Genomic DNA, 12,976 nt, shown 5'->3' with positions numbered 1-12,976 from the left:
GACGGTCAGTGGGACGGGGGAGTTCTTCGAGTGGCCGGTGCAGGCGGTGTATCGGGCGGTGGGGTACTTCGGGTCGCCGTTGCCGGAGATCCCGTTCGATGATCTCAAGGGTGTGATCCCCAACCGTGAGGGTCGGGTGATCGACATCGATGGTGAGCAGGTCCCGGGGGTGTATGCCACGGGGTGGATCAAGCGTGGTCCGGTCGGGTTGATCGGGCACACCAAGTCCGACGCGTCCGAGACCGTCCGCCACCTCGTCGAGGACGTCACCGGTGCCGTCGCCGCGTCCGAGGGCGTCGAGGCGGTCGAGGGTGACCTCGAGGCCGGTCGCGTCGCGCCGCACGGTTCGCCCGAGGCCGTCCTGGAGTTCTTGGCCGAGCGTGGGGTGGACGTGGTCCAGTGGGCCGACTGGGAGGTCCTGGACGCCCACGAGCGCACCCTCGGCGAGCCGCACGGGCGCGAGCGCATCAAGGTCGTGCCCCGCGAGGACATGATCCGCATCGCCCGCCGCCAGACCGAGGCAACCACCGAGGCCTGAGGCAGCCACGCACCGCGACGGCGCCCTGCCCACCCGGGCCGGGCGCCGTCGTCGTACCCCGTGACCTGCGGAGCAGAGCCGCGGTGCGGCCCATCGCCCCGACGGCCCAGGGAACCCCCCGCATGCGCCGAGCGTTCTCCCGGTGGATGCTCGCACCACGGCATCCTGTGCTCGACGGAAGGGGCTGAGCGTGGGTCATCAGCATTTCAACGGTCTGAAGACCGCAGGGCTCTTCGGGATCATGTGGGTCGTGATCCTGGGCCTGTGGGCCGTGTTCGGACGGTCGGCCAGCACGTTGTGGATCTTCGTCGCGATCGGTCTCGTGACCACGGCGTACGGCTACTGGAACTCCGACAAGATCGCGATCAGGGCCATGCACGCGCGTCCTGTGAGCGAGCTCGAGCAGCCCGCGATGTACAGGATCGTGCGTGAGCTCTCGACCGCCGCTCGCCAACCCATGCCCAAGCTGTACGTCTCGCCCACGCAGGCGCCCAACGCGTTCGCGACGGGCCGCAACCCCAAGAACGCCGCGGTGTGCTGCACTGAGGGCATCCTGGTCCTGCTCGACGAGCGCGAGCTCCGCGGTGTCCTCGGCCACGAGCTCATGCACGTGTACAACCGCGACATCCTCACGTCGTCCGTGGCGAGCGCCATGGCGGGTGTCATCACGTCCCTCGCGCAGTTCCTGCTGATCTTCGGCGGGAACCGGGATCGGGGCGGAAACCCCTTGGCGGCCCTCGCGATGGCGCTCCTCGCTCCCGTCGCCGCGATGGTGATCCAGCTCGCGATCTCCCGGACGCGCGAGTACGACGCCGACGAGGACGGGGCCAAGCTCACGGGAGACCCGCTCGCGCTCGCGTCCGCGCTGCGCAAGCTCGAGCAGGGGACGGCGCGCGCCCCGCTGCCGCAGAACCGCGACCTGGTCGACGTCTCGCACGTCATGATCGCCAACCCGTTCCGCGGTGCGGGCGTCGCGAAGATGTTCGCGACGCACCCGCCCATGGCCGACCGCATCCAGCGCCTCGAGCGCATGGCGGGCCGGCAGGGTGGCATCACGCGCTACTGAGCGCCCCGCCCGGGCCCTGCCACCGGGCCCGTCGCCGGGCCTCCATCGCCGGCCCCCCGTCGTCGAGGTAGAGCCGTGTCGTCGAGGTAGAGGTCTGGGGGCCTCTACCTCGACGGGTCCCCTCTATCTCGTGGACCCGGCCGCCGTGATGCCCCGCTCGGCCAGCCAGTCGCGCACCGCGGCCCACGCTCCTGAGCGCGGGTTCTGGGGCGACAGGTGGTCCTCGCCGGGGATCACCGCGAGCGTCACGTCGTCCCCGGCTGCTCGTGCCGCCTCGGCGTAGCCGGTCGCGACCGAGGGCAGGACGACGGCGTCCAGGTCGCCGGTCGTGACCAGCGTCGGGACACCGAGGGGGAGCCGCGCGGTGGGCGAGGCCAGGTCGTACCGGTCGTCCGTGATCTCGCTCGTCGAGCCACCCATGAGCGCCTCGACCGGCCCGCGTGACCCGTGCACGGCCCCTGCGGCCATCAGGTCGTTGACGCCCGCCTGGGTGACCACGAGGTCGGGCCGCACGAGCGGGGAGGCGCCGGGGGCGCCGTCGGGCAGGGTGTGCCGGGCTGCGAGCCACAGGGCCATGGTCCCGCCCGCGGAGTGCCCGACGACGGCCACGCGCCCAGGCGTCAGGCCTGCGGTGCCGAGGGCCTCGGGGAGCAGGTCGAGGCCTGCCGCCACGTCCTCGAACGTGCCCGGCCAGCCGCCCTCGTCAGCGGGGTCGGCCGCACCGACCCCGCGGTAGTCGAGGTTCCACACCACGATGCCGTCGTCGGTGAGGTCGCGCGCCACGGCGGTCTCGGACGAACGGTCGTACTCGGCGCCCCACCCGCCGCCGTGGATCAGGACGACGACGTCGACGGCCTCGCCCGTCTCCCCGCCGCCCCTGGCCTCGTGCGGCGTACGGAGTTCCCCGGTGCGTGTGGCGAGCGGTGCGGGCAGGATCAGGTCGGCCGTCTGGGCGGGGCGCGGTCCGTAGGAGAACGTGGTGAGCGTCGCGTCGTCGGCCGCAGTGGTCGGAGACGGGCTCGTGCACCCCACGGCCGCGAGGGTCAGCGCAAGGGCGAGCATTGCCGCCGCGCCTCGTCGGCCGGTCGCGGACGAGGGGACCTGTCGGTGCCCGGCAACCGGTCGTGCGCGCATCAGCCGCCCGACCTCTCGGGCGACATCGAGGTGGTCGTCGTCGAACCCGCCCCGTCGAGCAGCCGCTCCAGGGCGACGGCGACCCCGTCCTCGTCGTTCGACGCCGTCACGTGGGTCGCGGCCGTGAGCACCTCCGGGTGCGCGTTCGCTACGGCGTACGAGGTTCCTGCCCAGTTGAGCATCGGCAGGTCGTTGGGCATGTCGCCGAACGCCCAGACCTCGTGGGCCCCGATGCCGTGGGACGCGGACCACGCGGCCAGCGCGCCGGCCTTGGTGACGTCCGGGGGAAGGAGCTCGGCGAGCCCCGCAGCCCCGGAGAACGCGAGCAGGGCACGATCGCCCACGACGTCGAGCACCTGCTCGAACAGCTCGTCCTGGCCCAGGGCTTCCGCACGCGCGAGCAGCTTGGCGACGGGGGCGTCGAGCGCGCGCTCGACCGGCCCGCGCCAGGAGTCCGGCATGTCCTCGTCGTGCCGGAACGTCGCGTCGAACACCGGGCCGTCGACCTGTTCGACGGCGAGCGAGACGCCGGGCACCGCGGCGCGCAGGTCGCGGACCACGTCACGCAGGGCGGGCAGCGCGAAGCCGCGGGACTCGACGACCTGGCGCGTGCCGACGTCGTACACGCACGCGCCGCCCAGGCAGATGATGACACCGTGCCCGCCCACCAGGCGTCCGACCTCCGCGAGCCAGCGCGGCGGGCGGGCCGTGACGAAGACGACCTGGGTGCCAGCCGCGTCCAGGGCCTCCAAGACCTCGCGCGTGCGCGCAGAGACCGTGCCGTCCGAGCGCAGCAGCGTCCCGTCGAGGTCGGTCGCGACCACGCGGGGTCGGCGCAGGGGACTGGTCATGCCGGGAGTCCAGCGGTGCAGGCCGGGACGGTGCGCAGGACCCCGTGGCTCAGCACGGGCGCCGCCGGGAGTCGGTGAGTGTCCACGCCGCGAGTCTAGGTCCGTGCGCGAGCGACACGCCCGCACGGCGAGGGCCGTGACACGAGACCCGTGACAAGGGGCCCGGCACGCCGACGGGCGCGCCGCCGTCGGGCAGGAGCCCGAGCAGCGGCGCGCCCGTCAGGAGCCGGTCAGCGGTAGTTCGTGAACTGCACCGCGAAGTCCAGGTCGGCACCCTTGAGCAGCGCCTGGACGGCCTGGAGGTCGTCGCGCGACTTGCTCGTCGCGCGGACCTCGTCGCCCGTGATCTGGGTCTTGACGCCCTTGGGGCCTTCCTCACGGATGATCTTGGTGACCTTCTTCGCGTTCTCGCCCGCGAGGCCCTCCTTGAGCACGCCCTCGAGGCGGTACTCCTTGCCCGACAGCTTGGGCTCGTTCTCGCCCGTGTCGAACGCCTTGAGCGAGATGCCGCGCTTGATGAGCTTGGTCTGGAAGACGTCGAGGATCGCGAGGACGCGCTCCTCGGAGTTCGCGACCATGACGATCTTCTCGCCGCTCCAAGCGATCGACGCGCCGATGTTCTTGAAGTCGTAGCGGGTCTGGATCTCCTTGATCGCCTGGTTGAGGGCGTTGTCGACCTCCTGGCGGTCGACCTTGCTGACGATGTCCATCGATGAATCGGCCACGGTGCTCTCCTGACGCGGTAGGTGGGGTGGTCTGGGGTCAACGGTAGTGGGCGGGTGCCCGGGGCGTCGCCTCGGGCCCGTCCCCGCACGTCCCGCGCGAGGGCCCGGGCTCAGCGGGGAGCGGCCAGTCGCGACGCGCGCATCGTCCGCAGGCCGTCGACGCTGAGCACGATCAGCGCGAGCCACACGAGCGAGAAGCCCGCCCACCGCACGGGGGGCATGGACTCGTGGAACACGAGCAGCCCGACGAGGAACTGGAGCACGGGGGCGAGGTACTGGAGCATGCCCACGAGGCTCAGCGGCAGGCGACGCGCCGCCGCGCCGAACAGCAGGAGGGGCAGGGCGGTGACGATGCCGCTCGATGCGAGCAGGAGGGCGTGGCCGGTGCCCTCGGCGGCGAACGTCCCTACGCCCGTGGTCCCGAGGAGGACCAGGTAGCCGAGCGCCACGGGGAACAGCAGCGCCGTCTCGACCGCGAGGCCGGGCAGGGCCTCGACGTCGCGCCCGACGCGGTTCTTGACGAGCCCGTACAGGCCGAACGAGACCGCGAGGGTCAGCGCGATCCACGGCAGCCGGCCGACGCCGATCGTGAGGACGACCACGGCGGCGGTACCGATCCCGAGCGCGACCCACTGTGCGGGGCGCAGCCGCTCCTTGAGCACGAGCACCGCGAGCAGCACCGTGACGAGCGGGTTGATGAAGTACCCGAGGGCCGCGTCGAGCACGTGCCCGGACAGCACGCCGTAGACGTACACGGTCCAGTTCGTGGCCACGAGCACGGCGGCGATCGCGAGCAGCCCCACGGTCCGGCGCACGCGGAACGCGGCCCGGAACGCGGGCAGCCTGCGCATCACGAGCAGCAGGAGGAGGCAGAACAGCAGGCTCCACACCACGCGGTGGGAGATGATCTCAAGCGGTCCGGCAGGCTGGAGCAGCGGGAAGAAGAGGGGCATCGCGCCCCACAGGAAGTACGCGCTCGCGCCGAGGGCCACGCCGAGGCGGTCGATCGGGGCCGACGTGCCGGGGGTGCCGCCCGGAGCGCCCCGAGCGCCCGGGCGAGAGGCGTCGGGCGGCGTGGGAACGTCGTTCACGGGGTGCTGGGGGGCCTGGCTCACGGTCCACTGTAAGCGTGCCGCCGGTCGGCGTGAGGGGTCGATTTTCCACCGGGGCCAGGTTCGCTGTACTGTTGCCACGCTCCCGCAGTTCGGAAGCGTCGTGCAGTTGTGCCTCGGCACGGTCGGGACGTGGACGGGGGAAGTGCACAACTCAACATGGCAGGTTGCCCGAGCGGCCAAAGGGATCTGACTGTAAATCAGACGGCATAGCCTTCGTGGGTTCGAATCCCTCACCTGCCACGCACATGAACGAGGCGTCACCCGTCGGGTGGCGCCTCGTTCGCGTTCTGCGGCCGACGCGCGGGGGAGCCCTGGGGGCGGCGTGCGGCAAGGGTCTTCCGGGGCATCCAGGGGCCAGGTCCACGCCCGACGGCGGAGCTCGTCCTGGTCGTCCGGCCGGCGGTGCTCGTCAGGTGCTCGTCAGGTGCGTGTCAGGTGCGCGCCCGGTGCTCGCCCCGGCCGAGGGCGGGCCGCAGAATCGGCCTGATCACTGGGGTCTGGGGTGGTCGACGGGGTCGATTTCGCACCACGGCCGAACCCGTGTAATCTTTTCACCGCTGCCCCGATAGCTCAGTCGGCAGAGCGTCTCCATGGTAAGGAGAAGGTCAAGGGTTCGATTCCCTTTCGGGGCTCTGTGAAGTGACGTGGGGTCGTCTCGCTACAATGTTGGCGACACGACCCCGCGTTCATCACGCGGCGGGGTAGCTCAGCTGGTCAGAGCGCACGGCTCATAATCGTGAGGTCGCGGGTTCGAGCCCCGCCCCCGCTACCACTTCCTGACAACACACCGTACGGCGGCCGGCGCCGTGCGGCCTAGCAAGCACGTAGCGCCCTCCGGAGGCGCGAGAGGTGGCACTACCGTGGCAAGCAAGAGCTCAGACGTTCGCCCGAAGATCACGCTCGCATGCGTGGACTGCAAGGAGCGGAACTACATCACCAAGAAGAACCGCCGTAACGACCCCGACCGTCTCGAGCTGGCGAAGTTCTGCCCGCGCTGCGGCAAGCACACCGCTCACCGCGAGACCCGCTGATCCAGCGGCTCTGCTGAGCATCTCCGCACGCATGGCGATCAACGTTGACTACGCCGGTCGCCAGTACCCGGCTACCGCCCCGTACTCGGTCGGCCGCGAGAAGATCCGCGAGTTCGCCGCTGCTGTCGGTTCGACCCACCCCGCGCACCACGATGTGGCCACTGCGCGGGGTTTGGGCTATCCGGACCTGATCGCACCGCCCACGTTCGCGGTGATCGTCGCGCAGCGCGCCGAGGCTCCCTTCATCCAGGACCCTGAGGCCCGTGTCGACTTCACGCGGGTCGTCCACGCGGACGAGCGGTTCGTGCACCACCGTCCGATCGTCGCCGGCGACGATCTCGTGACCGTGCTGCACGTCGACTCGATCACGCAGCGCGCGGGCATCTCGATGGTCACGACGCGCGCCGAGATCGGCGCCCTGGCGGCAGACGGATCCGGAACCGTCGAGGCCGTCGCGACCGTCACGTCGAGCCTCGTCGTCCGTGGGGAGGACGCATGACCGAGCACATCGCCTCTCCGGTGAGCACCACGCGTCCGGACCTCTCATCCCTTGAGGTGGGCGACGTCGTCGGGACCCGTGAGGTCCTCGTCGACCGGGCGCGCCTCGTCCGCTACGCCGGCGCGAGCGGCGACTTCAACCCGATCCACTGGAACGACACCTTCGCGCAGAGCGTGGACCTGCCGGGCGTGATCGCGCACGGCATGTTCACCATGGGTGCGGCCGTCGCACTGGTCGAGGACTGGGCCGGGGATCCCGGTGCGGTCGTGGACTACCAGACGCGATTCACGCGCCCGGTGCCCGTGCCGAACCCCGGCGAGGCGGTGATCTCGGTGTCGGGCGCGATCGGCGCGATCGACACGGAGGCGCGCACGGTCCGCGTCGACCTCACGGTCACGTTCGAGGGCGCCAAGGTCCTCATGAAGGCGCAGGCGGTCGTCCGCCTCTAGCCGGCCTGGCCGCCTCAGGTCGCCGTACCGGCGGCCCAGCACGTCGCAGGGCGCCTCTCCCGTACGGGGAGGGGCGCCCTTCTGCGCGCGTTGCGGGCCGGGCCTGCGGGAGAGGGGTGGGTCAGGCGCTCGGCGCGGGCCCGGTCGTGGTGCCGGGCACGAGCTCGACGTCGAGCATGACCGTCTCCGGCTCCTTCCCGGCGAGGAGCGCGACGACTGCGTTCCCCAGCTGTGCGCCCTTCTCGGCGAGCGGCTGGTGGACGCTCGTGAGGGTGTCGGGGCTGAGCCAGGGGAGGTCGAGTCCGTCGAACCCGGCGACCGACAGGTCTTCGGGGACGCGCAGCCCGAGCTCCTTGGCGCCGAGGATCGCTCCTGCGGCGAGCAGGTCGGAGTGGGCGATGATCGCGGTGGGGCGCTCGTCGGCGGGGACCCAGGCGCCGAGGATCTGGACGGCGGCCGCGTGCCCGTGCTCGACGAGCGACGCCTCGGTCTCCCACGAGATGAGGGGCTCGACGACGTCGCGCACCCCGGTGAGCCGGTTGAGGGTGGGGGTGCGGTCGGCCTGGGCGAGGCGTTCGGTGTCGATGACCCCGCTGCGGCGCGAGTTGTCGAGGGGGAGCGAGATCTCGGCGATGCGGGTGTGGCCGAGGTCGACGAGGTGACGAACGGCCTCGGCGGTGCCGCGCCGGTCCTCGATGCCGACGAGGGGCGTCCCGGGGACGGGGCGTCCTTCGCCGATCACGACGGGTACGCCGCGGCGCTGGAGGGCGGCGAGGGTCGCGTCGTCGGTCCCGACGCCCCACACGAGGACGGCGACGTCCATCGCGGCGCTCTCGATGAGGGGGTCGACCGCGCGGGACGGGTCGTCGGAGGGGATGCCGGGGATGAGGAGGACGCCGAGGCCGCTGGTGCCGAGCGTGGAGACCAGGCCGTCGAGCACCTGGACGGCGACGGGGTCGCGGAACGCGCGCTTGAGCTGGTCGCCGATGACGACGCCGACGATGCCGGACTTCCCGGAGCGCAGCTGGCGTCCGAGCGGGTTGGGGCCGGTGTAGCCGAGCTCGTCGGCCGCGGCCATGACGCGGTCGCGGGTCTCGGGGGTGATGGGGCCTGCGCCGGAGAACGCGAGGGATGCCGTGGAGACGGACACCCCGGCGAGCGCGGCGACGCGGGCGAGGGTCGGGCGGCCGGGTGGTCTGGGTGCCTGCTCGGTCTCGGTCATCGTTGCCCCTCTGCCGGTCTTCTGGACGTTCTCGGATCCGGCGTGGCGCGCGGAAAGGTGTTTGACGGCGCGGCCAGACTACCCGCAGAATTGACCCCATGTCTCGAATCGTTTCGAAGGCCACTCCCGACGCAGGAATCGAATCGATTCGACCCGTGCTCGACCCTGGCCTCTCCCGCGCCCGCTGGTCCCTCCTGGGGATCTTCCTGCTCAACGGCATCACCATGTCGAGCTGGCTCGCCCGCATCCCGTCCGTCCGCGACGCGCTCGACATGACGCCCAAGGACCTGGGGTTCGTGCTGCTCGCCGGCGCGATCGGCGCCCTGATGACCGTCACGCTGGCCGGCCCGATCGTCAACCGCTTCGGCGGCAAGGCGACCATGCTCGCCTCGACGGGCTTCTTCGCCGCGGCGCTCGTGCTGCTCGGGGTCGGCCCGGCCACGGGGTCGGTCGCGCTGCTCGCTGCGGGCATCTTCCTCAACGGTGTGGCCTTCTCGCTCGGCAACGTCCCCATGAACGTCGAGAGCGCGAGCGTCGAGCGCCGCACGGGGCGCACGATCCTGCCGCAGTTCCACGCGGCCTTCAGCATCGGCGCGGTCGTCGGGTCGCTCGTCGGTGCGGCGTGCGCTGCGGGCGACGTCCCGGTCCTCGTGCAGTTCGTGGGCACCGCGGTCGTCGCGACGGTCTGGCGCCTCGTGAGCATCCCGATGTTCATCCACGCGACGCCGCCGCGTCCTCGCGGTCCTCGCGTCGATGCCCGTCTGGGCGAAGCGAGCCCCGACGGCGTCGAGGCCGCGGCCGCCCTGCACCCGCGTTCGCGGCGCGTGCGCCTGGGGGCCTCGCTGAGCGCGTGGCGCGAGCCACGCACCCTGCTGATCGGCCTCGTCATCATGGCGGCCGCCCTGTCCGAGGGGTCCGCGAACGACTGGCTGTCCCTCGCGGTCGTCGACGGCTTCGAGCAGACCGAGGCCGTCGGCGCGGTGGTGTTCGGCGCGTTCGTCGGGGCCATGACGGTCATGCGCCTGCTGGGGACGCGCCTCATCGACCGCTACGGGCGCGTCGTCGTGCTGCGCTTCTCGGGCGTGGCCTCGATCGGCGGCCTGCTGCTCTTCGGCTTCGCCCCGAACCTGCCGCTGGCCGGGGTCGGCGTGCTCGCGTGGGGCCTGGGCGCGGCGCTCGCAGTCCCGATCGGTATCGCCGCGGCGTCGGACGAGCCGCTCGAGGCCGCGAGCCGCGTCTCGGTCGTCTCGGCGTTCTCGTCGATGGCATCGCTCGCCGCGCCGCCGCTGCTCGGCATCGCCGCGGAGACCATGGGGGCCCGGCACGCGCTCGTGCTCATCGTGGTCGCGATGGTCGTCAGCGTGCTCCTCTCGGCCAAGGTCGCGCCGCTCGCCCCGAGCGCCTCGTCGCATCCCCTGCCCGACGCCGGAGCCCCCGTCCCCGGGCCGGGTCGCGTCGTGCGCACGGTCGGGGAGGGGGACGGTTCCTCGGAGGTCCAGCGAGCGGAGCCTGACCACGTGGTAAGCAATGTCCCGGTAGCGTCGACCGTGCGGGCCCGCCGTCGCCGGTCGGTCCGACGGCACACCGCCGCCGATTCCGCACCGACGGCTCCGCCCGCACCGACCAGCCCGAGCTCCCACCGACGCGAGGAGACCTCCGCATGACCACCCCCTCGCCGCTCCCGGGCGACCAGGGCGCCGTGAGCGCTGCCCGAGCCGTGCAGGCGGCCACCTGGTCCGTCTTCGCGGTGTTCTTCCTCAACGGGTTCAACTTCGCGAGCTGGGCCTCGCGCCTGCCCGCGGTCCGGGACGCGCTCGGGCTCTCCGAGGGCAGCATGGGCTTCCTGCTGCTCTTCGCCGCGATCGGCTCGCTCCTCGCGCTGCCGCTCTCGGGCATGGTCGTGCAGCGCGTCGGAGCCTCACGCGCGGTCGTGATCTTCGCGACGGTCAACGTGGCGGGCCTCGTCGTGGCCGTCACGGGCGTGTCCCAGGGCTCGGTCGACGTCGTGCGGGTCGGCCTGTTCCTGTTCGGGATCGGCACCGGCGTCTGGGACGCCGCGATGAACATCGAGGGGGCAGCGGTCGAGCAGCGGCTCGGCAAGGCGATCATGCCCCGCTTCCACGCCGGCTTCTCGTTCGGCACCATGGCGGGGGCCGGTGTCGGAGCCCTGGCCGCGCTGGCGGAGGTGCCCGTCCAGTGGCACCTCGCGGTCGCGCTCGCCCTCAGCCTCCTGGGCGTCGTGTGGTGCGTGCGATCCTTCCTGCCCGCGGGCGACGTCCACGCGACCGGTGCGACGCCGTCGGGCACGGCTCAGGACGACGCCGCGGGCGAGGACCCCGCGACCGCCGTGCACTCGGCGAAGGGCGCGCGTGGCGCCCTCGCGGCCTGGCGCGAGCCGCGGACCCTGCTGATCGGCCTCGTCGTCCTGGCCGCAGCCCTCACCGAGGGCGCTGCGAACGATTGGGTCGGGCTCGCGGTCGTCGACGGCTTCGGCACGTCCGACGCGATGGGCGCCGTGGGGCTCGGGATCTTCCTGACGGCCATGACGGGCATGCGGCTGCTCGGCACCGGGTTGCTCGACCGCTTCGGGCGCGTGGCCGTGCTGCGCATCTCCGCGGGGCTCGCGTTCGTGGGCCTCCTCGTGTTCACGCTCGTGCCCGACCTGTGGGTCGCGCTCGTCGGCGTCGTCCTGTGGGGCATGGGCGCGGCGCTCGGCTTCCCCGTGGGGATGAGCGCGGCCTCGGACGACCCCGTGCACGCCGCGGTCCGGGTCAGCGTCGTCTCGACGATCGGGTACTCGGCCTTCTTCGTCGGCCCCCCGCTGATCGGGTTCCTCGCCGAGCACGTCGGCGGCTACCGGCCGGCGCTGCTGGTCATCGCCGTGCCGCTCGTGATCGGGCTGCTCGTCGTCAACGCGGCCAAGCCGCTCCCGACGGCCGCGGGCGGCGGGGGCGCTGCGGCGCACTGAGGCTCGCGAACAGGTCCCGCCCACCGGGAGACGAGACTCACCGAACTACGCTGGACCCATGACCGCCACCCCTGCACGCCGCGTGTCCGCCGTCGAAGCCGTCGCCGAGGGCGGCGCTCCCGGAACCCGCGAGGCGCTCGACCGGCCTGCGCTCGCCGAGCTGACGACCCTGCGCGTCGGCGGCCCCGCGGACGCCTACGTCGAGGCCCGCACCGAGGCCGAGCTGGTCGACGCCGTCCGCGCGGCCGACGACGCCGGCGAGCCGCTCCTCGTGATCGGCGGCGGGTCCAACCTGCTCGTGAGCGACGAGGGCTTCGGCGGCGTCGTGGTGCGGGACGTGCGTGCTGAGATCCGGATCGACGCCGAGGACACGTGCGGCGGCGGGAGCATGACCGTCACCGCGGGGCAGGACTGGGACCAGCTCGTGGAGCGGGCCGTGGCCCAGGAGTGGGTCGGGATCGAGGCGCTGTCCGGCATCCCCGGCACGGTCGGGGCGGCACCGGTCCAGAACATCGGTGCGTACGGCCAGGAGGTCGCCGGGGTCGTGGCCTCGGTGCGCGTGTGGGACCGCGCGGAGTCGAGGATCCGGAGCCTCCCGCTGACCGACCTCGCGTTCGGCTACCGCACCTCGCTGCTCAAGCGGACCATGCACGCCTCGCCCGCGGGCGGCGACATCTGGTACCCGTCCCCGCGCTACGTCGTGCTCGAGGTCAACCTCCAGATGCGGCTCGGGACGCTGTCCGCGCCGATCGCCTACCCCGAGCTCGCGCGCCGACTGGGCGTCCAGGTGGGCGAGCGGGCACCGAGCGCCGAGGTGCGTGCTGCGGTGCTCGAGCTGCGCGGGGGCAAGGGCATGCTGCTCGACGACCCCACTGCCCCCGACCACGACCGCTGGAGCGCGGGCTCGTTCTTCACCAACCCGGTCGTCGCCGCCGACCAGGCCGACCTGCTCCCAGCCGAGGCGCCGCGCTTCCCGGTCCGTTCCGCTCTTCCGTCCCGCACGACCGGCCCGAGCCTGGGCGAGATCGACCCGACGCTCGTCAAGACGTCGGCGGCCTGGCTCATCGAGCACGCCGGCTTCACGAAGGGCTTCGGGGTGCACGGTCCGGCGAGCGCCGCGACGCTCTCGACCAAGCACACGCTCGCGCTCACCAACCGTGGCGGGGCGAGCGCGGCGGAGGTCGTCGAGCTCGCACGGGCCGTGCGCGACGGCGTGCTCGACGCCTACGGGATCGAGCTCGTCCCCGAGCCCGTCCTGGTGGGCGTCGCGCTCTGAGCTCTCGCGCGGTCACCGCGAGGTAGAGGGATCCTGTCGAGGTAGAGGGTCCGGGCCCTCTACCTCGACGCCGGCCCTCTACCTCGCGGACCGCTGTGGCCT

Annotated in this window: 12 protein-coding genes, 3 tRNA genes and 1 pseudogene; 11 read left to right on the top strand and 5 right to left on the bottom strand. The window is 72.5% G+C overall.

The window, feature by feature from the left end:
- Together IE95_RS20675 and htpX are read left to right on the top strand one after the other, a co-directional pair.
- Window positions 1-538, top strand: a pseudogene (locus IE95_RS20675) (pyridine nucleotide-disulfide oxidoreductase); the annotation flags it as partial.
- A 190-nt stretch (window positions 539-728) separates the two neighbouring features.
- On the top strand, window positions 729-1,604 hold the full coding sequence (gene htpX, locus IE95_RS0112625; RefSeq protein WP_030151982.1) for a zinc metalloprotease HtpX: 876 nt from the start codon (window positions 729-731) through the stop codon (window positions 1,602-1,604).
- A 123-nt stretch (window positions 1,605-1,727) separates the two neighbouring features.
- On the opposite strand, the gene IE95_RS18990 is transcribed toward htpX, so the two are convergent.
- The 4 genes from IE95_RS18990 to rarD all read right to left on the bottom strand — a co-directional run bounded on the left by IE95_RS18990 (window position 1,728) and on the right by rarD (window position 5,429).
- Window positions 1,728-2,666, bottom strand: coding sequence for an alpha/beta hydrolase family protein (locus IE95_RS18990; RefSeq protein WP_051703066.1), 939 nt, complete (start codon window positions 2,664-2,666; stop codon window positions 1,728-1,730).
- A gap of 71 nt (window positions 2,667-2,737) precedes the next feature.
- On the bottom strand, window positions 2,738-3,589 hold the full coding sequence (locus IE95_RS0112615; protein ID WP_051703065.1) for an HAD family hydrolase: 852 nt from the start codon (window positions 3,587-3,589) through the stop codon (window positions 2,738-2,740).
- A 230-nt stretch (window positions 3,590-3,819) separates the two neighbouring features.
- On the bottom strand, window positions 3,820-4,314 hold the full coding sequence (locus tag IE95_RS0112610) for a YajQ family cyclic di-GMP-binding protein (RefSeq protein ID WP_030151979.1): 495 nt from the start codon (window positions 4,312-4,314) through the stop codon (window positions 3,820-3,822).
- A 110-nt stretch (window positions 4,315-4,424) separates the two neighbouring features.
- Window positions 4,425-5,429 carry an EamA family transporter RarD gene (gene rarD / locus IE95_RS0112605; RefSeq protein ID WP_129429415.1) on the bottom strand — a complete coding sequence of 335 codons (1,005 nt, stop codon included), beginning with the start codon at window positions 5,427-5,429 and terminating at the stop codon, window positions 4,425-4,427.
- 158 nt (window positions 5,430-5,587) lie between these two features.
- Between rarD and IE95_RS0112600 the strand changes: the two genes are divergently transcribed.
- The 6 genes from IE95_RS0112600 to IE95_RS0112575 all read left to right on the top strand — a co-directional run bounded on the left by IE95_RS0112600 (window position 5,588) and on the right by IE95_RS0112575 (window position 7,408).
- Window positions 5,588-5,669 (top strand) — tRNA-Tyr (locus IE95_RS0112600).
- A 319-nt stretch (window positions 5,670-5,988) separates the two neighbouring features.
- A tRNA-Thr gene (locus IE95_RS0112595) sits at window positions 5,989-6,061 on the top strand.
- 63 nt (window positions 6,062-6,124) lie between these two features.
- A tRNA-Met gene (locus IE95_RS0112590) sits at window positions 6,125-6,201 on the top strand.
- Between the two features lie 88 nt (window positions 6,202-6,289).
- On the top strand, window positions 6,290-6,460 hold the full coding sequence (gene rpmG / locus IE95_RS0112585; protein WP_030151977.1) for a 50S ribosomal protein L33: 171 nt from the start codon (window positions 6,290-6,292) through the stop codon (window positions 6,458-6,460).
- A gap of 31 nt (window positions 6,461-6,491) precedes the next feature.
- Window positions 6,492-6,959 carry an FAS1-like dehydratase domain-containing protein gene (locus IE95_RS0112580; protein ID WP_030151976.1) on the top strand — a complete coding sequence of 156 codons (468 nt, stop codon included), beginning with the start codon at window positions 6,492-6,494 and terminating at the stop codon, window positions 6,957-6,959.
- The gene (locus IE95_RS0112575; protein ID WP_030151975.1) at window positions 6,956-7,408 is read left to right on the top strand and encodes a MaoC family dehydratase; all 453 of its coding nucleotides are present in this window, start codon (window positions 6,956-6,958) and stop codon (window positions 7,406-7,408) included. The genes IE95_RS0112580 and IE95_RS0112575 overlap by 4 nt, the downstream gene beginning before the upstream one ends.
- A 121-nt stretch (window positions 7,409-7,529) precedes the next feature.
- On the opposite strand, the gene IE95_RS0112570 is transcribed toward IE95_RS0112575, so the two are convergent.
- Window positions 7,530-8,630 carry a LacI family DNA-binding transcriptional regulator gene (locus tag IE95_RS0112570; protein ID WP_030151974.1) on the bottom strand — a complete coding sequence of 367 codons (1,101 nt, stop codon included), beginning with the start codon at window positions 8,628-8,630 and terminating at the stop codon, window positions 7,530-7,532.
- Window positions 8,631-8,785: 155 nt separating this feature from the next.
- On the opposite strand from IE95_RS0112570, the gene IE95_RS0112565 reads away from it, so the two are divergent.
- Genes IE95_RS0112565 through IE95_RS0112555 form a run of 3 tightly spaced genes read left to right on the top strand, consistent with a single transcriptional unit; the run spans window position 8,786 to window position 12,874 of the window.
- Window positions 8,786-10,294 (top strand): MFS transporter, encoded by a 1,509-nt coding sequence (locus IE95_RS0112565; RefSeq protein ID WP_240666399.1) that lies wholly within the window; start codon window positions 8,786-8,788, stop codon window positions 10,292-10,294.
- Entirely contained in the window at window positions 10,291-11,598 is a 1,308-nt protein-coding gene (locus tag IE95_RS0112560; protein ID WP_036571962.1) for an MFS transporter, read from the top strand. Before IE95_RS0112565 ends, IE95_RS0112560 begins: the two co-directional genes overlap by 4 nt.
- A 58-nt stretch (window positions 11,599-11,656) precedes the next feature.
- A complete protein-coding gene (locus IE95_RS0112555) occupies window positions 11,657-12,874 on the top strand; it encodes a UDP-N-acetylmuramate dehydrogenase (protein ID WP_084690215.1) in 1,218 nt (405 codons plus the stop codon).
- Window positions 12,875-12,976 lie beyond the last annotated feature (102 nt).

The sequence above is a fragment of the Oerskovia turbata genome (assembly GCF_000718325.1).
GTDB classification, from domain to species: domain Bacteria; phylum Actinomycetota; class Actinomycetes; order Actinomycetales; family Cellulomonadaceae; genus Oerskovia; species Oerskovia turbata.
The sequence above is the reverse complement of the archived record's forward strand: the minus strand, read 5'-3'. Positions and strand labels throughout refer to the sequence as shown.